This is a genomic window from Sphingobacterium spiritivorum (assembly GCF_016725325.1).
Taxonomy (GTDB): domain Bacteria; phylum Bacteroidota; class Bacteroidia; order Sphingobacteriales; family Sphingobacteriaceae; genus Sphingobacterium.
Window position 1 is genome coordinate 2,248,238 of sequence record NZ_CP068083.1, and the last position, 21,200, is coordinate 2,269,437.

Annotated in this window: 19 protein-coding genes; 18 read left to right on the forward strand and 1 reads right to left on the reverse strand. The window is 39.7% G+C overall.

The window, feature by feature from the left end:
- Positions 1 to 26: 26 nt before the first annotated feature.
- Complete coding sequence (locus I6J02_RS09245; RefSeq protein ID WP_201681418.1) at positions 27 to 3,989, reverse strand: hybrid sensor histidine kinase/response regulator transcription factor; 3,963 nt, start codon at positions 3,987 to 3,989, stop codon at positions 27 to 29.
- A 180-nt stretch (positions 3,990 to 4,169) separates the two neighbouring features.
- Here I6J02_RS09245 and I6J02_RS09250 point away from each other — a divergent pair, with 180 nt between their 5' ends.
- From I6J02_RS09250 to rplN, 18 genes are all read left to right on the forward strand, one after another.
- Entirely contained in the window at positions 4,170 to 7,442 is a 3,273-nt protein-coding gene (locus tag I6J02_RS09250) for a SusC/RagA family TonB-linked outer membrane protein (protein WP_201681419.1), read from the forward strand.
- A gap of 11 nt (positions 7,443 to 7,453) precedes the next feature.
- Positions 7,454 to 9,283 (forward strand): RagB/SusD family nutrient uptake outer membrane protein, encoded by a 1,830-nt coding sequence (locus I6J02_RS09255; RefSeq protein WP_236582386.1) that lies wholly within the window; start codon positions 7,454 to 7,456, stop codon positions 9,281 to 9,283.
- Between the two features lie 143 nt (positions 9,284 to 9,426).
- Positions 9,427 to 10,689: a DUF2264 domain-containing protein gene (locus I6J02_RS09260; RefSeq protein WP_201681421.1), complete on the forward strand. Its 1,263-nt coding sequence runs from the start codon at positions 9,427 to 9,429 to the stop codon at positions 10,687 to 10,689.
- A gap of 17 nt (positions 10,690 to 10,706) precedes the next feature.
- A complete protein-coding gene (locus I6J02_RS09265; protein WP_201681422.1) occupies positions 10,707 to 11,963 on the forward strand; it encodes a glycoside hydrolase family 88 protein in 1,257 nt (418 codons plus the stop codon).
- A gap of 94 nt (positions 11,964 to 12,057) precedes the next feature.
- Positions 12,058 to 13,479 carry a glycosyl hydrolase family 95 catalytic domain-containing protein gene (locus tag I6J02_RS09270; protein ID WP_236582387.1) on the forward strand — a complete coding sequence of 474 codons (1,422 nt, stop codon included), beginning with the start codon at positions 12,058 to 12,060 and terminating at the stop codon, positions 13,477 to 13,479.
- Entirely contained in the window at positions 13,476 to 14,219 is a 744-nt protein-coding gene (locus I6J02_RS21725) for a glycoside hydrolase family 95-like protein (protein WP_411028018.1), read from the forward strand. Before I6J02_RS09270 ends, I6J02_RS21725 begins: the two co-directional genes overlap by 4 nt.
- Before the next feature lie 187 nt (positions 14,220 to 14,406).
- Positions 14,407 to 15,651 carry a glycoside hydrolase family 88 protein gene (locus I6J02_RS09275; RefSeq protein ID WP_201681423.1) on the forward strand — a complete coding sequence of 415 codons (1,245 nt, stop codon included), beginning with the start codon at positions 14,407 to 14,409 and terminating at the stop codon, positions 15,649 to 15,651.
- 217 nt (positions 15,652 to 15,868) lie between these two features.
- Entirely contained in the window at positions 15,869 to 16,486 is a 618-nt protein-coding gene (rplC, locus tag I6J02_RS09280) for a 50S ribosomal protein L3 (RefSeq protein WP_002997500.1), read from the forward strand.
- A gap of 4 nt (positions 16,487 to 16,490) precedes the next feature.
- Positions 16,491 to 17,120, forward strand: a complete 630-nt coding sequence (gene rplD / locus I6J02_RS09285) for a 50S ribosomal protein L4 (protein WP_201681424.1) — start codon at positions 16,491 to 16,493, stop codon at positions 17,118 to 17,120.
- 1 nt (position 17,121) lies between these two features.
- Positions 17,122 to 17,412 carry a 50S ribosomal protein L23 gene (rplW, locus tag I6J02_RS09290; protein ID WP_201681425.1) on the forward strand — a complete coding sequence of 97 codons (291 nt, stop codon included), beginning with the start codon at positions 17,122 to 17,124 and terminating at the stop codon, positions 17,410 to 17,412.
- Between the two features lie 6 nt (positions 17,413 to 17,418).
- On the forward strand, positions 17,419 to 18,243 hold the full coding sequence (rplB, locus tag I6J02_RS09295; protein ID WP_201681426.1) for a 50S ribosomal protein L2: 825 nt from the start codon (positions 17,419 to 17,421) through the stop codon (positions 18,241 to 18,243).
- A complete protein-coding gene (gene rpsS, locus I6J02_RS09300) occupies positions 18,243 to 18,509 on the forward strand; it encodes a 30S ribosomal protein S19 (protein WP_002997495.1) in 267 nt (88 codons plus the stop codon). Before rplB ends, rpsS begins: the two co-directional genes overlap by 1 nt.
- Positions 18,510 to 18,638: 129 nt before the next feature.
- On the forward strand, positions 18,639 to 18,947 hold the full coding sequence (gene rplV / locus I6J02_RS09305; protein WP_262895883.1) for a 50S ribosomal protein L22: 309 nt from the start codon (positions 18,639 to 18,641) through the stop codon (positions 18,945 to 18,947).
- An 11-nt stretch (positions 18,948 to 18,958) separates the two neighbouring features.
- Entirely contained in the window at positions 18,959 to 19,765 is an 807-nt protein-coding gene (gene rpsC, locus I6J02_RS09310; RefSeq protein WP_201681427.1) for a 30S ribosomal protein S3, read from the forward strand.
- 59 nt (positions 19,766 to 19,824) lie between these two features.
- Positions 19,825 to 20,247 (forward strand): 50S ribosomal protein L16, encoded by a 423-nt coding sequence (gene rplP / locus I6J02_RS09315; RefSeq protein WP_002997490.1) that lies wholly within the window; start codon positions 19,825 to 19,827, stop codon positions 20,245 to 20,247.
- 96 nt (positions 20,248 to 20,343) lie between these two features.
- On the forward strand, positions 20,344 to 20,562 hold the full coding sequence (gene rpmC, locus I6J02_RS09320; protein WP_002997488.1) for a 50S ribosomal protein L29: 219 nt from the start codon (positions 20,344 to 20,346) through the stop codon (positions 20,560 to 20,562).
- Between the two features lie 13 nt (positions 20,563 to 20,575).
- Complete coding sequence (gene rpsQ, locus I6J02_RS09325; protein ID WP_003008522.1) at positions 20,576 to 20,830, forward strand: 30S ribosomal protein S17; 255 nt, start codon at positions 20,576 to 20,578, stop codon at positions 20,828 to 20,830.
- Positions 20,830 to 21,198, forward strand: a complete 369-nt coding sequence (gene rplN / locus I6J02_RS09330; RefSeq protein ID WP_002997484.1) for a 50S ribosomal protein L14 — start codon at positions 20,830 to 20,832, stop codon at positions 21,196 to 21,198. Before rpsQ ends, rplN begins: the two co-directional genes overlap by 1 nt.
- Positions 21,199 to 21,200 lie beyond the last annotated feature (2 nt).

Genomic DNA, 21,200 nt, shown 5'->3' on the forward strand with positions numbered 1-21,200 from the left:
CGGTGCTTGTGTCTCTACCCTTTGTATCAGGATGGATTGGAGTCACCCTCTTTTGTGTAATCCGAAGGATTAGACCCAAAATGCTTTTTAAACTCTTTGCTGAAATACTTCCGGTCGCTGAATCCTACTTCATAGGCAACTTCCGTAATAGAATATAATCCTGTCTTTAACATTTTAGCCGCCTGATTCATTCTTACCGATTTGATAAAATTAATCAACGAGAGGTTAGTGATAGCTTTCAGCTTTTTGTGAAGTACCGGCTGACTCATACCCAGCTCCCTGCAGAGAAATTCTACTGAAAGATTTTCGTTGGGAAGATTGTCAATAATGATTTTTATAGCCTTGCTCAAAAGTTCATCTTCCTGCTGTTTATTCTTTGACCGCTTCTCAATAAATTTGTCCAGACTGAACGATTTCCGGTTCTTTTCTGCCAAAGTGAGGAGATTGCGGATAGTGAGCAATACATAATCTCTGTCAAAAGGTTTGGTAATATATGCATCTGCTCCTTGTTCTAAGCCTTTGATCTGTTTATCGATACTTCCTAATGCTGTGAGCAGGATAATAGGGATATGGCTTGTTTTGGGTTCTGACTTGAGCTTGCTGCACAAATCCAGACCTGATAATCCGGGCATCATAATATCACTTAGTATAAGATCAGGTATTTCTTCTTCAGCCTTGGCTGCACCATCCAGTCCGTTGTATGAAACATACACCCGATATAGCCCGGACAACATATCAACCAGTAAATTGCTCAATTCCGGATTATCTTCTATGATCAATATAGAAAGATTACTGTGCTCCTCCAGAGGGTTTCGGTTATGACTTTCAAAAGGTGCTACAGCAAAAATTTTGTCTTTGTGGAGGATATTTACATTATTTTGCTTTTGAAAATGTTCCGTTCCTTTTTGCAGTTTGATTGTGAAGATGATTTTTGCCTTATAGCTGTTGACTTCCTGTTGCTGATATACCTGTATGTTTCCGCCATGCAATTGTACAATATGTCTGGATAATGCTAACCCTATACCTGTCCCGTCATAATTAATCTGACTGTCGGTTGTGCGGAAGTATTGTTCAAAGATTTTGTCAAGGCTGTCCTCAGGTATGGGCAGACTGGTATTGCTGATATTAATCTCTACCTCTTTCTGATCCTGTGTCAATGCAATAGAAACTTCCCCTCCGATATTGCTGTATTTAATGGCATTGGAGATCAGATTGTAAATAACTTTTTCAAATTGAATGCGGTCAAAGTAGACATCTGTTTCCATGTTGTCCATCTGCGTGGTAAAGAGTAAGTCTTTTTCCTGTGCAAGTTCGGTGAAAACATTGCTGATTTCTACCAGGAAAGTCTGGAGACCATAATTGTAGACATTCAATTGCAGTGTATTCTCTTCTATTTTTCTAAAGTCTAAAAGTTCGTTGATTAGAGATAAGAGCCGGTTCGTGTTTTTCTCAATACCAAGTAATTTATGTTGTACATCCTGCGAAACAGCTGAACTCTTTAGTAATTGCTTTAGCGGATGGATGATCAGTGTCAATGGAGTACGTATCTCATGTGATATGTAAGAAAAGAAATTGATCTTCGCATACTGATCTTTTTCTGACTTTATCAGAAGAGCACGTTCTATAAGAAATCTGTTGAGGAAATATATAATCGCAACCAGTGTCAGGAAGTAAAGTAAATAAGCCCACCAGGTCTTCCAGAAGGGCGGATGAATGGTAACAGACAGGAAACTGACATCGGACCATATGCCATCATTATTAGCACCTTTGATCAGAAGCGTGTAACTGCCCGGACTCAGATTCATGTATGTAGCTGTCGGAATATCTGTGTAAATCCAGTCCGGATCCAGTTCTTTTATTTTGTATGCGAAGTGATTCTTCTCAGAACGGTCAAAATTAAGGAGTGCAAAATCAAGAGCAAAAACATTCTGATCATACCTGAAATCCAAATGTCTCACCTGACTGATTTCTTTATTCAGAAGCTGAGTTTTATCTCCGATATATACGGGATTATTGAAAAGACGAAGATTTGTGAAAAATACTTTTTGCTTCTTACTGTTATAAATGATTTTGGAAGGATCAAATCTTACCAATCCATTTAGTGTACCGAAAAAAAGCTCTCCATCCTTGCTTATCAGATATGAATTTTCATTGAACTCATCAGAAGGGAGGCCATCGGTGATGGTCAACAGATGCTCCTCCTTGGTTTTGAGGTTATAGGAAATTAATCCTTTTTGTGTAGTTATCCAAAGATTATTTCCGGCTTTGATCACACTTAAAAACGTGGATACGTTTTTGACAGGAACAAACGAAATACTTTTTTTGGCGATGTCGTATCGTATTATTTTACCGGTATTACTGGCGCACCATGCGATATTCTCTTCTACAGACAGGCTCTTTATGGAGATGTCTTTTGTTCCCTCCACAAGTGAAAAATGATCCTGTGAGGCCCGTTTTATATAAAGGCCTGAGGTGCTGCTTACCAGAAGATCCTGATGAGCTGTTTCTAAAATGTTGGTGACAAAAAGCTTTTCAATTTCAGGATATGTTTTGCTGATTTTTCGGTTGGATTCGTCATACAGATAGAAGCCGGCATTCGTTCCTATCCAGAGGTTGTCCCTGCTGTCTTTGCATATGGCATATACATTGTTGATAAAGTTCACTCTTCTCTTTTCATCGAGTAGAAAAATATCAACATGACCTGTTTTTTTGTTTAGTATATTGAATCCGCCATTGTAAGTCCCGATGTAGATACGGTCGTTATGCAGAAAAACATCCTTAACAAGGTTGGATGATAATTCTTTATTAATAGTTTTAATAGATCCGTCGGACTTGCTTATAAAATTTAGCCCTTCTTCTTCTGTCCCGACCCAGTAACCGTCCTCATCCTCAGCCAGACTACTGATAATATTGCTGCTGATCGAATGAGTCATTCCCATCGGTTTATAGATATAAAAAGGATTTTTGGAAGGATAGATCAGGTTAATTCCACCATAATAAGTACCCACCCACATAATTTGTTGCCGATCTCTGTAGATATCATAGATGGAATTCTGGCTCAGGCTGGCTGGATTATCGATCTGATGTTTGTAAGTCTTTAGCTGCTGGCTTTGCACATGGAGAGCGGTCAATCCTTTAAGAGTACCTATCAAGAGCTGTCCGTCATCGTCATAAATCAGCTTTCGGATCCGATTGCTGGTTAGTATAGAATTCTTTTCATTCCATTCCTTAAAAGATTGATCTTTTTTATTATATAAAATCACTCCTGAATCAAATGTCCCAAACCAAATATGGCCATTGTCTATTAGCATGCTGGTGATATAATCCTTATGCTCTTTGTATACCTTTTGAACAACAGCCGCCAGCATATGACTTTTCCACCTGGTATCAAATTCATATACAGCATCTATAGAACTGATAAGCACATTTTTAGTTCTATGATCTTGCGTAATTGCTTTTATATGTTGTCCTTTTAGAAATTGACGGCATAAGGTATCTTTTTGATGGATGGAGATGAGATTTAATCCTTTGTCGGTTCCGATAAGAATATCCGAATTGTGCAATACCCGAATGGTGGTGATATTCGTGCTGGTCAGATTTTGGGTCTGCGGATAAAATTTTCCGACCTCCTGATTATAAATAAAAAGACCGGTTCCTGTGCCAATAATAATATTATTATTCGAGTCGACTGCCAGAGCTGTAATATAAGGATTACCCTTAAGATAATTTCCACCTACGTACGATTCAAATTTGACGGCATCATATTTATAAAGCTGAGATCCACCTCCTATCCACATAAATCCGTTCCTGTCCTGGACTATAGTTAGAATAGGCGTTCGGTACAATCCCTTTTTCTGATGGAGATGATTGAATTGTATCGGATTCTGAGCGGTACATAAAGTAACACCAACTCCTAAGAGTATACCGCATATAACAAGTATACGAGCAAAGACTTTTTTTGTCATTTCCATGGAGATAAATGTTGTCATAGATTTTTACGGAATCGATGTGCTACTGTAGATTTATGCTGTAAATCTACGTTTTAATGAATTACTACCCCCATATTTTTTAAAAAATACCCCTTCTGCACTAAGGCTGCGTTCTAATTTTGGACTATAAGCCTGGTTATAATGATAACCTATTGACAATTATAAACTAAAACAATTTTTATGAATCACATTTACAAATGGCTCGCCCTATTGTGGCTGATCAGTATGTCTGTTATTACATTTGCGCAGCAAAAAGTAACAGTCAAAGGAACGGTAAAAGATACCCAGGGTCTCGCTTTGGCAGGAGTGACTGTATCTGTAAAAGGTACAAATGTGGCTACATCAACTACCGCTGAAGGGAATTACCAGATCCTGGTAAACCCAAATGATGTCCTGATCTATAAGTATGTAGGACAAAATGCAGTGGAAGAATCTGTTAACGGACGTGTCCAAATCAACGTAACGCTATCTGGGTCGGAATCTGTCATAGATGAAGTCGTCGTCGTAGGTTACGGGACACAATCTAAAGCAAAGCTCTTAGGATCTGTAAGTACGGTAGATTCCAAACAGATCGAAAACAGACCTGTGACGAATGTATCTACCGCTTTGAGCGGTCTGGCTTCTGGTGTGCAAGTGAAACAAAGTACCGGCCGCCCGGGGAGTGACGGTGCTAATATCCGGATCAGAGGGGTAGGAACGATGAATAACTCCAGCGCACTTGTCGTTATTGACGGTATTGTCGGAACAATGGATGCGGTGAATCCAAATGATATCGAAAGTATCTCTATACTGAAAGATGCTTCATCTGCTTCTATATATGGAACACGTTCTGCCAATGGAGTAATCCTGATCACAACTAAAAAAGGTAAAGCAAATCAGAAAACGCAGCTTAGCTACTCCGGTATCATGTCCAGAACAACTCCTATGGGTAGCCCGAAATTTGTGTCAGATTATGCAACGCATATGGAGCTGATGAATGAGGGAACTTTTAACTCAGGGGTAGCAGCTAAATATGCTCAATCTACTATTGATCTATGGAGAAAAGCTAATGCCGATCCCAATGGTGTATTGGCTCCTTCCGGATTGCCGAATCATATTGCTTATCCTAATACAGACTGGACAGATTGGATTTATAGTCAAAACTGGATTCAGAGTCATAATATTTCCGCTGTAGGAGGTTCCGAGACGACGACATATGCTATTTCAGGAAGGCTCTTTGATAATCCCGGTATTATGAAGAATACGGGTGCAAAGAAATATGAACTGAGAACAAATATCAGTACGAAGATCGGTGATATGATAACTGTGGGAACGAATACGTTCGCTTCTATAGAAAACAGAGATAAAGCTGCAGTACCTACACTTTATAATTTTCTGAGACAATCAACACCGGGTGTATACCCGATGTATGATGGCAAATTCGGAGGTGCAGTAGCGAGTGAAGAGTCTGTGCAGTTGAATAACCTTTTACAATATCTGTACGATCCGCGGGGGATGGATAAAGTTTCCAACTTTAACTCCACTCTGTTTGCAAATGTAAACCTGATGAAAGGATTAACGTTTGAAACAAAGCTAAACTATCAAACCCGTTTCCGTGAAGAAACAGCGAACAGTATGCCTTCGGACAAATATAGTTTTGCGACCAATTCAATTGTTTTTCCGGGTAATACAACAGCTAACCTGACTTTATCACAATCTTTTAATAAGGACTATACTGTCAATATTGATAATGTATTGCGTTATCAAACGGCTATTGATAAACATAATATCGGAGCATTGATCGGACATAATGAATTTGAATTCAAGTACTATACATTCTCTGCTACTAAAAAGGGAGTGATAGATCCTACTATTACAAATATTGGTACGGGTAATGAAATGTCTGATATTACCGGAAATGAGTATGCATATGGAATGCGTTCATTTTTCGGAAGACTTAATTATGATTATGACGGACGGTATCTGGTTGAATTTAATCTGAGACGTGATGGCTCTTCCAAATTTGGGAAAGACAGACAATACGGTACATTCCCGTCAGTTGGTCTGGGATGGAATGTTTCCAGAGAACCTTTTATGGCAAGAGTTGAACCCTATTTTCAGAATATTAAATTAAGAGGTTCATGGGGTAAGCTGGGTAATGACCGGAATAATGCAGATCCTAATCTTGAAAACTACTTTCCTGCAAAAGCTTTCTACGGCAATACGCAATATTCCTTCGGAGGAACGCAGGTCGGAGCTTTGGAGCTTAGCCGTTTCGGTAACTCATTGTTAGGTTGGGAAGAGACAGAAAATAAAGAAGTAGGTCTGGAGTTTTCTACATTTAAAAATAAAGCATATGTAGAATTGAGTTACTACAACAAACTGACTTCCGGAATCCTCATTCCTGAACAATTGCCACTGACAACAGGTACGACCGGAGCTCCGATCGTGAATTCGGCATCTATGAAAAATTCAGGTATAGAACTGAATGTTATGTGGAAAGATAAGATTGGCGAAGTACGGTACAATATCGGTGGTAATATCGCCTACAATAAAAGTTCTGTCGAGAAATTAAAGGGACAATTAGTAAGAGGATGGTCGGAGGTGAATGGTGTAAATACATATACATCAAATATCGGGAATGTCTCTAATGCTGTCGGAACAAACCAACGCAATCTGGAGGGGCATCTTTTCCAGGAGTATTTCTTAAGAAAAAGATATAGTGGAGACGGAAGTTATTATAATGGAGACGGATCAGTAAATGTGACTGGTGGTCCCCGCGACGGAATGATCCGTACAGAAGACGATTACAAATGGGCACAGGCGATGCAGGCCGCAGGATACAAATTTGCTCCGGTCAATGTATTAGGGAAATCACAATTATACTATGGTGATTTTATCTATGCGGATCTGAATGGAGATAAGGTATATGGTGATGTAAATGATCAGGATTTTACAAACACATCTAATATTCCGAAGTATGTATATGGTATAAGTCTTGGTTTTGAATACAAAGGTTTTGATCTGCAGATGATATGGGCCGGAGAAGGGAAATTGCAGTATTACTGGAATGATGAAGGATACAATAACAATATTGTCCGGGACGGGAATGCTATTTCACAGCGTATTGCTGAAGATCATTATTTCTACGATCCTGCCAATCCCTCGGATTCCAGAACTAACATCAACGGAAAATTTGCCAGATTGAAATATAATGGTGAAGCGATAAATAACGCTGCAAATGATTTCTATCTATATGATGCCGATTACATCAAGCTTCGCAATCTGCAGATCGGATACACCTTTAACAATAAACTTACGGAGCGTTTGCGTATCCGGAATCTGAGAGTTTATTTTTCAGGAGAAAACCTGCTGATGTTTACCAAATTCCCGGGAGCTGACCCTGAGATAGGTGCAGGAGCCAATTATCCTACAATGAAGCAATATGCTTTTGGTCTAAACTTTGGATTTTAAAAATGAATGTTATGAAATCGATAAGGAAATTTGAAATGTTGAAAAATCATTTATTTAATAAACGTAATAAATGGAGTATAATAATCGCATTCGGATTATTAAGTACTGCTACAGGTTGTAAGAAAGATCTGTTGGATGCAACATCCAACACGCAAGTCCCGGAAGATAAAATGTGGACTACAGATAATTTTACGGATCTAGGTGTCAATGGTGTGTATCAGGCGTTGAGACAAGGAATCAGTACCGGAGGGACGAATCACAGAGAACTGTATCAATATGACAGGTTATCAAATACACTTATTCCCCGAGATGCTGATCCGCTATTGAATGCAACCGCCAATCCGTCTACTGCGCTATTCGGAGATGTGTGGAGAGAGTTGTATGAAGGAGTCCACCGGGCAAATGATGCGATATATGGAATAACTAATATATCTCCGTCAGCTGCTGAGAAAAAGGCAAAGCTACTGGCCGAAGTAAAATTTTTAAGAGCATTTCATTATTACAGATTGAATCAGTTATATCGTGGAGTGCCTATATATGATACACCGATAAGCTATAATGAAGCGACCAAACCAAGGAATACGGAGCAGGAAGTCTGGACTTTTATTCTGAAAGATCTGACGGATTGTATTAATGAGCCTAATCTGCCGGCTAAATTCCCCGCAGGAAGCAGTAATTTCGGCCGTATCACAAAATCTGCCGCTTATGCATTACGCGGTAAAGTGTATATGTATCTGCAGGACTGGGATAAAGCAATTGCCGATTTTCAGGCAGTCAAGGATGCCGGCCATAAGCTGTTTGCAGATTACAAAACATTGTTTACTGCTGTCAATGAGAAATCTGACGAGATGATTTTCTCTATTCAGAATATTGCTGTAAACGGATATGGTTCCACGACTCAGTTTTATTTCGGCTCCCGCTCTGCTTTCGGTTCCAACTGGGACAGTTATCTGGTGAGTCCTGATTTTGTGGATCTGTACGAGAATAAGGATGGCAGTAAATTCAACTGGGATGATATTATCGCGGGCTACAACGTAATGGATCCTGCAAAACGTGAAATTTACTTCGTGCGTAATAATGTTCAGCAAGTTGCAACAGCGAATAACAAACCTGCCAAGTATAATGATTTGGTCGCAAAGGGATTAGATTTTGGTCAGTATTTGAATAACGGAAATGAGGAGAGACTGAAAAATGCATATGCCAATAGAGATCCTCGTCTGTCAGCCAATATTATTTTGCCTTATTCTACTTTCGTTGGTATGAATGGAAGTGCTAATCAGACTTTCACGTCCCGATGGCCACATATTGAACAGTTGAATAATGTCTTTGATCTGCGAACAGATATAGAGAGTCAGTTTTATTATTTACCCAGAAAGTTTGTGTATGAAGGAGGAGCTCCTCCGATTCCTAACCGTACCTCCGGAGATATTGATTACCCTGTGATCCGTTATGCTGACGTATTGCTTTTATGGGCAGAAGCGCTTAATGAAAAAGGAGAAACCGGTACTGCAGCAGATAAGGTAAATGAAGTAAGAGCCAGAGCAGGAGTAGGATTGTTGAACAGCTCGGCTGCTACTACCGTTGCCGGAAAGGATGACTTAAGAGTTCGTATCCAGAATGAGCGACGCAGAGAGTTGTTTGCGGAAGGCGTAATCTACTTTGATGAGCTTCGTTGGAAAACGTTGAAAACTCAGGTATTTGCTTCTAAAAGCGGAAATAAACAACCCTGGGGAGCTGTAGTAAACCCTTATACATATCTGGGAGATCAGTTACTGGTATGGCCAATTCCTGAAACTGAAAGACAACGTAATACAGCGTTGACGCAAAATAACGGTTGGTAATAATATAAGTAAAAGTCTGAAACACAGATGTTACAATGTCTGTGTTTCAGATTTCTCTATCTATTGAAAAACTTGTTTATATTGATATTCCAAATGTCCGTTCATCGGCAGATATCAATTAATCATTAATGTAAACACTAAAAATGAAAAGAAGATCATTATTGCAGTTGCTTGGGGGTATAGGGGTTGGAGCAATGATTCCGACAGTGTCCGTAAAGGCAGACAGATCAGTATTGAACATCGCTAAGGAAGGATTAAATGACCGGGAGTACTGGGTTTCCCTGCTGGATAAGATGGCAGCCCCGATACTGGATAATATCAGTAAACAGCAGTTGCGTAAAAGCATGCCTATGGAAGTGAGTCCCATTTTTGATTCACGGGATCCGGGTGTAGGTTATCTGGAGGCTTTTGGCCGGCTGATGTCCGGTCTGGCTCCGTGGCTGGCACTTCCGGCAGATAACTCATCAGAAGGAAAACTTAGAGAGAAAAGAAAAAAACAAGCTTTATTAGGTATTCAATATGGGATGGATCCAAATTCTCCGGATTATTTCACATGGAACACCAAGTCTTCACAGCCGCTGGTGGATGCAGCATATCTTGTACAGTCTTTCATGCGTGCACCTAAAGCCTTGTGGGAACCTTTGCCAGACAGTACAAAGGCAAATGTGATTAAAGAGCTGAAAGGCTTAAGACGTATAAAACCAAATGAAAGCAACTGGTTGCTGTTTGCTGCGATGACGGAAACATTTTTATATAAAATAGGTGAAGAATGTGTCCGTGAAAAGATCGATTATGCCATTCATAAATTTGATCAGGATTGGTATGTCGGTGACGGATGGTATAGTGACGGAGCATCCTTTAGTTTTGATCATTACAATGGTTATGTTATACATTCCATGTTAGTGGATGTGCTGCGGGAAAATATTCCTGCAGATAAAAAATATCAGACCTTATATGAACGGGCTTATAAACGAATGCAGCGGTATGCCCATCATCTCGATCGAATGATCTCCCCGGATGGTTATTTTGTAGTTGTAGGACGTTCATCAACGTATAGGAATGCAGCTTTTCAACCCTTGGCTCAGCTTATCTTAGAGCAAAAATTGCCTGAAGATCTCACTTATGGTCAACTGAGAGCTTCCCTGACGGCTGTTAAGAGGCATGTTTTTGTCGAAGGAACTTTCTCTCCAAAGGGCTGGTTAACAATGGGGCTGGTAGGAAACAGGCAAAACAATCTGGCAGATTACTATACTAATGCAGGTAGTATGTATATGGCTTCCTTATCTTTCCTGCCGCTGGGATTACCTGCCGATCATGAATTCTGGACAACCCCTGCACAGGAGTGGACTTCCCAGAAGGCCTGGAAAGGTGAACCATTCCCTAAGGATTATCATGTTACATATTAAAAACGTATTTCTATATTATGAATTTAAAATCAACGCACTTATCCCCTTTATTTTTATTTGTAACACTCGCTCTGGCGTTTTCAGTTAACGCACAACAACGAAAAGCTCCTACACTTCAATTAACAGAAGCTTTTGTTAATGAACAGCTGCAGGATGCGGCTAAACAGATCAAATTTTTAGAATCGAATATTAAAGAATCAGATATTCCTACAACATATAAAGACGGTAAATATGTGAACTGGGGTTCCGGATGGTGGTGTTCCGGATTTTATCCCGGTACAGCACTTTACCTCTATGAAGGAACACAGGACAAAGCTTTATTAGACATCGGTTTGTCAAAGCTCAAGTATCTGGAGAAAGAAAAGAATAACAAAACCACACATGATCTTGGTTTTATGTTGTTCTGTAGTTTTGGTAATGCATTGCGACTTACAGGTGATTCTGCAAAATACAAAGAGATACTGTCTACCGGAGCGGAGTCTTTGGCAAGTCGTTTTAATCCTGTAACAAAGACCATCCGTTCATGGGATGGTAAGCAGTGGTCATATCCTGTCATTATTGATAATATGATGAACCTGGAGTTTTTATCACAGGTTTCAAAAATAACGGGCAATCCTAAATATTTAACCATTGCGGAGACCCACGCCAATACCACCTTGAAAAACCATTTCAGAAAAGATTACAGCTCCTACCACGTGGTAGACTATAATAAGGAAAGCGGTGAAGTTATTGCCAAGAAAACAGCTCAGGGCGCTTTTGATGAATCGGCATGGGCTAGAGGACAGGCCTGGGCATTATATGGATATACCATGATGTATCGGGAGACAAAAGATAAAAGTTATCTAAATCAGGCACGTCATATCGCAAAATTTTATTTGACTCATCCCAATCTTCCGGCAGATCTTGTACCTTACTGGGATTTTGATCAGAATAAATTACCGGCTGATAGTAAATATATTCCTTATAAAGATCTGAGAGATGTATCCACAGCGGCAATAGTTGCTTCAGCACTATTAGAACTGAGTACATACACCAAAGCAAAAGAAAGCCGTAATTATATTGCAAAATCCGAAAAAATGATTCAAAGTCTTTCAGAAGCACCTTACAAAGCAGCGTATAAAGATAATGGCGGATATATCCTGAAGCACAGTGTTGGTTCAATTCCGCATAATACAGAAATTGATGTCCCTTTGACTTATGCAGACTATTATTACATAGAAGCATTGATCCGTTACGACCGGTTATTAAAAGGAATGCCTGTCATAAAAGAATAACACAGATATCCTATTTTCTAAGTTACAAAGCTAATCTGCATGATCTGCTTTGTAACTTAGTTATATAAATAAGCCTATCCAAATAAACCATTTTATGAGAAATCTATATAGTTTACTATTCTTGATCGTTGGTTTGACCCATAATATTGAAGCACAGCAAACTTCCGTATACCAGCCAAAGGTTCAGCTGGCAAAACTGGGACAGACCATTTACGAAGGAGTTTTTACTGGAAACGGTTTGCTCGGAACGATGACATATCTTATAAAGGATAGTGTCGTACGGATCGATCTGGGGCGAACGGATGTGTATGATCACCGGAAGGATAAAGACAATCTGCTGATCCATAAAGCCCGTCTCCCTGTTGGTCATCTGGAATTGCTGCTGGAAGATGCCCGCATCACAGCGAGTCAGGGAGAGATCAACCTTACTAATGCGGATGCAGCAGCTGTGATAAGCACCAGTAAGGGAAATCTTCGGATTAAATCGCTGACATTGTCTCAGCAAAATATAATCATCATTGAAGTGGATGATAAGGACTTTACAGGTAAATACAAACTATTCTGGAAAGGAGAGCTAGCAATCAGTCCACGAACTTTTTTTGTAAAAGGTACAGCCGAAGAATATGATCTTAATCCCGCAGGAAAAGAAACAATACAGGGAGATTTAACGGTCTACAATCAGCCATTACTAGCAGGAGGAGGCTATGCCGTAGTTTATAAAACGAAGCAGATACCAAATGGTAAATATATTGTAGCAAGTATCGGGTATAGCCAATCTTCTGACACCTATATAAAAGAAGCAATACAACTTGTTGAAGGATGGAACCCTAAAAATCAAAAGGCGATACAAATGCATCGGCAATGGTGGCAAAACTATTTTGCACAATCCCGTTTACAGATTCCGGATGCCGAGATGCAGCAATTCTACCAGATGCAGTTGTATAAATTAGCGTGTGCTACCCGTAGTGATAAACCGGCGATTGATCTGCAAGGACCATGGACAGCTCCTACTCCGTGGCCGGCCTATTGGCACAATCTAAATATTCAATTGACTTATTCGCCTGTATATACAGCCAATCATCTGGATATTTCAGAATCCTTGCTCGGTATGATCAATAAAAATGTAGCGAATCTGTCAAAGAATGTGCCTTTGCCTTATAGAAGTGATGCTGCAGCTATCGGAAGATCATCCTCACCCGATATGTTAAGCCCGGTTCCGTTAAGATTAGAGGACAAAACAGATATTCCGGCAATAGCACAGGCCGAGCTTGGTAACCTGACCTGGATGCTGTATTATTATTACCAGCATTACAGGTACAGTATGGATACCAAAACAGGAAATACCCTGTTTCCGATTCTTAAGCGTTCTGTCAATTATTATTTACACCTTTTAGAGAAAAATGAAGACGGGAAATATCACATAGGAGTGAAAACTATTCTCCGGAATATCCTAACGGGTATGGATATGATACCAATTATGATCTGGCTATTTTGCGTTGGGGGCTGCATGCATTGATTTTAATGGATAATGATCTGCATATGCAAGATCCGCTTCTTGCAAAATGGAAAGATGTGGCTTCAAATTTAATTGATTTTCAAAAAGATCAACATGGATTTAGGATAGCCAGAGATATACCTTATGCGACTTCCCACAGACACTATTCACATCTGATGATGATCTATCCGTTTTATGAGATCAATTGGGATCAACAGGAAAACAGATCTCTGATCCAGAATTCTATTGATCACTGGCAAAGTATGAATACGGCATTACAGGGATATTCCTATACCGGATTAGCTTCTATGAAAGCCATGATGGGAGATGGTGATGCCGCCAGAAATGCAGTAAGAACACTGTTGAAAAAATATGTCAAAGCCAATACATTGTATGCAGAGACGGGGCCTGTTATCGAAACTCCGTTATCAGCCATGGCCAGCATACAGGAAATGTGTGTCCAGTACTGGAACGGGCAGGTGAGAGTATTTCCGGCGATACCAGATGACTGGCAAGATGTTTCCTTCGAAAATTTCCGGACGGATGGTGCATTTCTTTTATCTGCTGTGCGGAAACAGGGCGAGAATAAGACGCTTACTATCCGTAGTGAAAAGGGAGGGAAAATACAGGTCAGACCTAATCTTTCCGGCAAAATAAGCTGGAAGAAAAAAGGTAAGGTGAATCTGATTCAAGAATCTGATGCCGTCTATGAATTTGAAATGGAGGCACAGGCAGAGGTACAATTGCTCGCAGACGAATAGCTAGTTTGCTTTAAGACATCATATTTATCCCTTACTACAATCTTTATTTCACGATAACGATTTCGTAATAATGTATAGCCAGTTCATAAAATATCAGATATATTTATCGGGAAAAATCAAAATAAACCTGTTATCAACATCTGTTTGTTAACACCGATACATAAATTTTAAACTGAAATTTTTAAACATGAATGTTAAGTCACAAGCCCTTGCTTTAGTTTTTCTCTCTCTTACTGTAATATCGCCTTCTTTTGGTCAGAAGAAATCTGCCCTCCGGTTGAGCTCTTCATTTATCGAGCAGAACCTTAAAGATGCAGCTAAGCAGATTAAAGTACTGGCAAACCAGACCCCGGAAGATAAATTTCCAAAGACCTTTGAAAACGGAAAGGAAGTGTTTTCAGGATCAAGCTGGTGGTGTTCCGGCTTCTACCCGGGTACGTTACTTTATTTATATGAAGGAACAGGTGATAAGTCATTATTGAATTACGCTGAAGAAAAGCTGAAATTTCTTGAAAAGGAGAAGAATAATAAGGGTACGCATGACCTTGGATTTATGCTGTATTGCAGTTTTGGAAATGCATTACGCCTTACCGGCGACTCCAGCAATTATAAAGAGGTGTTGGTTACCGGAGCGAATTCGCTTTCTTCACGTTATAATCCCACGACTAAGACTATCCGCTCATGGGATCACAAACCCTGGCATTATCCTGTGATCATTGATAATATGATGAATCTGGAATTCCTGACTCAGGCTTCCAGAATTACTGGAGATCCCCAATATTATAATATAGCAGTTACACATGCCAATACTACGTTAAAAAATCACTTTAGAAAAGATTACAGCTCTTACCATGTGATTGATTATGATAAGGAAACCGGAAAGGTGATCGCTAAGAAAACCCATCAGGGTGCCTTTGATGAATCAGCATGGTCAAGAGGGCAGGGCTGGGCACTGTACGGTTATACCATGATGTACCGTGAAACAAAAGATAAAAAGTATCTCAATCAGGCACGAAATGTCGCGAATTATATATTGACAAATCCCAATCTTCCAGCAGACCTGATACCTTATTGGGACTTTGATAAAGATAAGATACCTGCAGACAGCAAGATGTATAAGAATAAAGATCTGCGTGATGTGTCTGCTGCGGCGCTGTATACTTCAGCATTGTTAGAGCTTGCACAGTATACAAAGGGTAAAGAATCTGCAGAATATATGGAGAAAGCAGAGAAAATCCTTGAAAATCTCTCGACTGCTCCTTATAAATCAGCATACGGAGAGACTGGAGGGTATATCTTGCAACATAGTGTAGGCGCTATTCCGCTTAATTCTGAAGTAGATGTGCCATTGACATATGCTGACTATTATTATGTGGAGGCATTAGTGAGATATCAGCGCTTGTTAAAAGGTGAATCTATTATTAAGGAATAAGCGATATTTCTCTTTGAATAGGATAGCGGAAATTTTGGAGACAAAGTTTCCGCTATTTTTTTATTGGGGGTGTGGGAAAAGGGAAATAAAAAAAATAATTCACTAATTATTTGATAGTTAAAGAAATGTTTGTACTTTTGCAATCCCTTTAATGGGGATAGTATGTCTTGAGCGAAGCCCTACTGCTTCGAAGGACTTTAATTAATTAATTTATAACATGTCAGGAATTATTGGTAAAAAAGTAGGAATGACCAGCCTGTACAATGAAGAAGGAAAGAATATTCCTTGTACAGTAATTGAGGCTGGACCGTGCGTGGTTACGCAGATACGTACGGAAGACAAAGATGGCTATTCCGCTGTTCAATTAGGCTTCGGTGAAGCTAAAGAAAAGAACACGACAGCATCTTTAAAAGGGCATTTTGCAAAAGCAAACACAACGCCTAAGCGTAAGTTGGTAGAATTTAAAACTTTCCCAGACGAAAAACAACTTGGTGATGTAGTTGACGTTACTATTTTTGAAGAAGGCGAGTACGTAGATGTAGTCGGTACTTCAAAAGGTAAAGGTTTCCAAGGTGTTATGAAGCGTCACGGATTTGGTGGTGTAGGAGGTGCGACTCACGGTCAGCACAACAGACTACGTGCTCCAGGTTCATTAGGTGCTTCATCTTGGCCTTCACGCGTATTCAAAGGTATGCGCATGGCAGGTCGTACAGGTGGTGATCGTGTAAAGGTTCAAAACTTACAAGTGTTGAAAGTTTATGCTGAGCAAAACCTAATCGTTGTTAGTGGTTCCATTCCAGGAGCTAAAGGTTCTTATGTAATCGTAGACAAATAGGAAGATGGAAGTTAAAGTTTTAAATTTATCAGGTAAAGAAACAGGTGCCAAGGTGCAACTTCCTGAGTCGGTATTTGGGTTAGAGCCTAACGATCATGCGATTTATTTAGATGTTAAACAGTATTTGGCTAATCAACGTCAAGGTACCCACAAATCTAAACAACGTAACGAAATCGCGGGTTCTACTCGTAAATTACACAAACAAAAAGGTACAGGTGGTGCCCGTGCGGGTAGCATCAAATCTCCATTGTTTAATGGTGGTGGTCGTGTATTCGGTCCTCAACCTCGTGACTACAGTTTCAAATTGAACAAAAAATTGAAACAATTAGCACGTAAATCTGCATTAAGCTACAAAGCAAAAGAAAACAATATCGTTGTTTTGGACGCAGTTAGTTTTGATACCATCAAAACAAAAAACTACGTTAGTTTGGTAGCTGCATTAAATGTTGCAGACGAAAAAACTTTGTTGGTATTGCCAGCATATGACAATAATGTTTATTTATCAAGCAGAAACTTGAAAAAAGCAAAAGTAGTATCAGCAGATCAGTTGAATACATATGATGTATTGAACGCTACTAAATTGTTATTGACAACAGATTCTGTTAAAACTTTGGAGGAGGCATTCGCTAAGTAATATGGAAATTATCAAAAAACCTATCTTAACTGAGAAAGCTTCAACTCTAACGGAAAAATTCAACCGTTATGCTTTCAAAGTGGATCACAGAGCAAACAAAATCCAAATTAAAACGGCTGTAGAAGCTATGTTCGGCGTAACAGTTGTTGCGGTTAACACTGCAGTAGTTGCTGGAAAAGCAAAAAGTCGTTACACAAAAGCAGGTTTTGTTTCAGGCAGAAGCCCTAAGTATAAAAAGGCCATCGTTACAGTTAAAGATGGTGAAACTATTGACTTTTACAGTACTATATAATTAGAAATGGCAGTTAAAAGATTCAAACCGGTTACCCCAGGTACGCGCTTCAGAGTAGGCGCAGATTATTCTGATGTAACTACAAACGTTCCTGAAAAATCGTTAGTAGTAAAAATCAAGAAATCAGGCGGTCGTAATAACTCCGGTAAAATGACTATGCGTTATCTCGGTGGGGGACATAAAAAATCATACCGATTAATAGATTTCAAACGCGATAAAAAAGATATCCCCGCAACAGTAGCTACAATCGAGTACGATCCAAATCGTACTGCACGTATTGCATTATTACATTATGCAGACGGTGAAAAACGTTACATCATTGCTCCGGCTGGATTAACAGTTGGTCAGACAGTGGTTGCAGGTGAATCAGTAGCCCCAGAAATTGGTAACACTTTACCATTAGCAAAGATTCCTTTGGGTTCTATCATCCACAACATCGAATTGAACCCTGGTCAAGGTGGTTCAATCGCTCGTAGTGCTGGTACATATGCTCAGTTATCTGCTCGTGATGGTAAATATGCTATCATCAAATTGCCTTCGGGTGAGACACGTATGATCTTATTGACATGTGTTGCTACCATTGGTTCAGTATCGAACCAGGAGAAATTTAACCAGGTATTGGGTAAAGCAGGTAGAAAACGTTGGTTAGGTCGTCGTCCTCGCGTTCGTGGTGTGGCTATGAACCCGGTAGATCACCCTATGGGTGGTGGTGAGGGCCGTACTTCAGGAGGTCACCCTCGTTCACGTAATGGCGTATTAGCTAAAGGCTTCAAAACACGCTACAAGAAGAAAACATCGAATCGTTACATCATTGAGAGAAGGAAAAAATAATGGCTCGTTCAATTAAAAAAGGTCCTTATATCGATCACAACTTAGAAAGAAAAGTTCTTTCTATGAATGAAACTAACAAAAAGTCAGTTATCAAAACATGGTCTCGTAGATCAATGATTTCACCTGATTTTGTTGGCCATACCTTCGCAGTGCACAACGGGAATAAATTTATCCCTGTTTATGTAACAGAGAATATGGTTGGTCACAAACTTGGTGAATTTGCGCCTACGCGTACATTCAGAGGTCACGCAGAAAAGAAAAAATAATAGGTAATGGAAGCAACAAGAAAACTTAAAAAGTCTGTTTTAATTAAACAGCGCAAAGAGCAGGAAAAAGCTCAAATAGGAGGAGCTTCTACTGCCAAATTATTAAACTGCCCTACTTCTCCGCGCAAAATGCGTTTAGTAGTGGACTTAATCCGTGGCGAAAAAGTAGAAAACGCTTTATATATTCTTAAGCACTCTAGCAAAGAAGCTGCAAGCCGTGTAGAAAAATTATTACTATCGGCAATCAAAAACTGGGAGGCTCACAATGAAGGCCAGTCAGTAGAAGATAGCGCTCTTTTTGTAAAAGAAGTGTCTGTAGGCGGAGGTCGCCAATTGAAAAGATTGAGACCTGCACCTCAAGGCCGTGGTTACAGAATTCGTAAACGCTCTAACCATGTAACTTTGGTAGTAGATAGTTTAAATAACGTAAACAACTAATATTTAGAAGAATGGGACAAAAAGCAAATCCAATAGGTAGCAGATTAGGAATCATCAAAGGATGGGATTCTAATTGGTTCGGAGGCAACAACTATTCCGATAAATTGGTTGAGGACGAAAAAATCAGAAAATATCTTTCTGTTCGTATCGCAAAAGGTGGAGTAGCAAAAGTTGTTATTGAAAGAACTTTAAAACGCATCACTGTAACTGTACATACAGCACGCCCAGGTATCGTTATCGGTAAAGGCGGTCAGGAAGTTGACAAGATCAAAGAAGAGTTGAAGAAACTGACTAAAAAGGATGTTCAAATCAATATTTTCGAGATCAAACGTCCTGAGTTAGATGCTAAATTAGTAGCTGAAGGTGTAGCTAAGCAATTAGAAGCACGTATTTCATTCCGTCGTGCAATGAAAACAGCTATCGCATCTACAATGCGTATGGGTGCTGAAGGTATCAAAGTAATGTGTTCTGGTCGTCTTGGTGGTGCTGAAATGGCACGTACTGAGCAGTACAAAGAAGGAAGAACTCCTCTTCACACATTGCGTGCTGATATCGATTATGCATTAGCAGAAGCATTGACTACTTACGGTAAAATCGGTGTTAAGGTGTGGATCTGTAAAGGTGAAGTATACGGTAAACGTGACTTGTCTCCTAACATTGGTCAGACATCTAACGTAAAAACACGTGGTGGAAACGAAGGTGGTGAACGTCGCGACCGTGATAACAACAACCGTAAAGGTGGTCGTGGTGGAAACAACCGTGGTGGAAACAACAACCGTGGCGGTAACAACAACCGTGGTGGTGCAAATAGAGGTTAATTAAGTTTAATAGATTACAACAAATGTCCACCAGTTGGTGGATTAAATAAAATACGAACATGTTACAGCCAAAAAGAACGAAGTTCAGAAAGATGCAGAAAGGCCGTATGAAAGGTAACGCTTCACGTGGAGCAGAGTTAGCTTTCGGGTCATTCGGTATCAAATCACTGGAGCCAGCATGGATCACCAGCCGCCAGATTGAGGCAGCGCGTATTGCCGTAACACGTTACATGAAACGTGAAGGTCAAGTTTGGATCCGCATTTTTCCTGACAAACCTGTTACCAAAAAACCTGCAGAAGTGCGTATGGGTAAAGGTAAAGGTGCTCCAGAATACTGGGTAGCAGTAGTACGCCCAGGCCGTATGTTATTTGAAGCAGAAGGTGTGCCTTTGGAAGTTGCCAAAGAAGCTTTACGCCTAGCAGCTCAAAAACTACCGGTTCAAACTAAGTTTGTGATACGTAGAGATTACGTTGAAGCATAAAAATAGTTGGTAATGTCAATAGTTTAGCCTTACGGCCGTTACCCGTAAGGCATCATATAAACAGAATTGATAACCCAGCATAACAACTGAAACAAAATGAAAAATTCAGAAATTTTAGAATTATCAACAGAGGAATTAGCAGCTCGTCTTTCAGAAGAAAAAGCTGCCCTTAGCAAATTGAAATTTGCACATGCTGTTTCTGCAATTGAGAACCCTAACGTAATCAAAGCAGCCCGCAGAACAATCGCTCGTCTTAATACGGAGTTGAGTGCTCGTAAAGCTGCCGCTAAAAAAGAAACAGCCTCTGAGGCATAAAATTTAAGTCGAAATGGAAAGAAAATTAAGAAAAACAAGAATCGGCTTAGTAGTTAGCAATAAGATGGACAAGTCTATCGTAGTGACTGTAGAACGTAAAGTGAAACACCCTATCTACGGTAAGTTCGTTAAAAAAACTACTAAATTTAAGGCTCATGACGAAGAGAATACCTGCGGTATCGGCGATACGGTATTAATCATGGAAACACGTCCATTGAGCAAAACTAAGAATTGGAGATTAGTAGAAATTTTAGAAAGAGCTAAATAATGGTACAACAGGAATCAAGACTAAATGTAGCGGACAATAGCGGTGCTAAAGAAGTTTTAGTAATTCGTGTATTGGGCGGTACGCGTAAGCGTTATGCATCGATCGGTGATAAAATTGTTGTTACCGTGAAAAGCGCTTTACCTTCAGGAAACGTGAAAAAAGGTTCAGTTTCTAAAGCTGTAGTAGTTAGAACGAAAAAAGAAATTCGTCGTAAAGATGGTTCTTACATTCGTTTTGATGACAATGCTGCAGTATTGTTAAATAATAATGATGAGCCACGTGGAACACGTATCTTTGGCCCGGTTGCCAGAGAATTACGTGAGAAGCAGTTCATGAAAATTGTATCACTAGCACCGGAGGTTTTATAATT

What these genes read in the sequence shown, in the direction of transcription:
- I6J02_RS09245 (WP_201681418.1), bottom strand. Translation starts at nt 3,989, where the DNA reads ATGACAACATTTATCTCCATGGAAATGACAAAAAAAGTCTTTGCTCGT.
- I6J02_RS09250 (WP_201681419.1), top strand. Translation starts at nt 4,170, where the DNA reads ATGAATCACATTTACAAATGGCTCGCCCTATTGTGGCTGATCAGTATG.
- I6J02_RS09255 (WP_236582386.1), top strand. Translation starts at nt 7,454, where the DNA reads ATGAAATCGATAAGGAAATTTGAAATGTTGAAAAATCATTTATTTAAT.
- I6J02_RS09260 (WP_201681421.1), top strand. Translation starts at nt 9,427, where the DNA reads ATGAAAAGAAGATCATTATTGCAGTTGCTTGGGGGTATAGGGGTTGGA.
- I6J02_RS09265 (WP_201681422.1), top strand. Translation starts at nt 10,707, where the DNA reads ATGAATTTAAAATCAACGCACTTATCCCCTTTATTTTTATTTGTAACA.
- I6J02_RS09270 (WP_236582387.1), top strand. Translation starts at nt 12,058, where the DNA reads ATGAGAAATCTATATAGTTTACTATTCTTGATCGTTGGTTTGACCCAT.
- I6J02_RS09275 (WP_201681423.1), top strand. Translation starts at nt 14,407, where the DNA reads ATGAATGTTAAGTCACAAGCCCTTGCTTTAGTTTTTCTCTCTCTTACT.
- rplC (WP_002997500.1), top strand. Translation starts at nt 15,869, where the DNA reads ATGTCAGGAATTATTGGTAAAAAAGTAGGAATGACCAGCCTGTACAAT.
- rplD (WP_201681424.1), top strand. Translation starts at nt 16,491, where the DNA reads ATGGAAGTTAAAGTTTTAAATTTATCAGGTAAAGAAACAGGTGCCAAG.
- rplW (WP_201681425.1), top strand. Translation starts at nt 17,122, where the DNA reads ATGGAAATTATCAAAAAACCTATCTTAACTGAGAAAGCTTCAACTCTA.
- rplB (WP_201681426.1), top strand. Translation starts at nt 17,419, where the DNA reads ATGGCAGTTAAAAGATTCAAACCGGTTACCCCAGGTACGCGCTTCAGA.
- rpsS (WP_002997495.1), top strand. Translation starts at nt 18,243, where the DNA reads ATGGCTCGTTCAATTAAAAAAGGTCCTTATATCGATCACAACTTAGAA.
- rplV (WP_262895883.1), top strand. Translation starts at nt 18,639, where the DNA reads ATGCGTTTAGTAGTGGACTTAATCCGTGGCGAAAAAGTAGAAAACGCT.
- rpsC (WP_201681427.1), top strand. Translation starts at nt 18,959, where the DNA reads ATGGGACAAAAAGCAAATCCAATAGGTAGCAGATTAGGAATCATCAAA.
- rplP (WP_002997490.1), top strand. Translation starts at nt 19,825, where the DNA reads ATGTTACAGCCAAAAAGAACGAAGTTCAGAAAGATGCAGAAAGGCCGT.
- rpmC (WP_002997488.1), top strand. Translation starts at nt 20,344, where the DNA reads ATGAAAAATTCAGAAATTTTAGAATTATCAACAGAGGAATTAGCAGCT.
- rpsQ (WP_003008522.1), top strand. Translation starts at nt 20,576, where the DNA reads ATGGAAAGAAAATTAAGAAAAACAAGAATCGGCTTAGTAGTTAGCAAT.
- rplN (WP_002997484.1), top strand. Translation starts at nt 20,830, where the DNA reads ATGGTACAACAGGAATCAAGACTAAATGTAGCGGACAATAGCGGTGCT.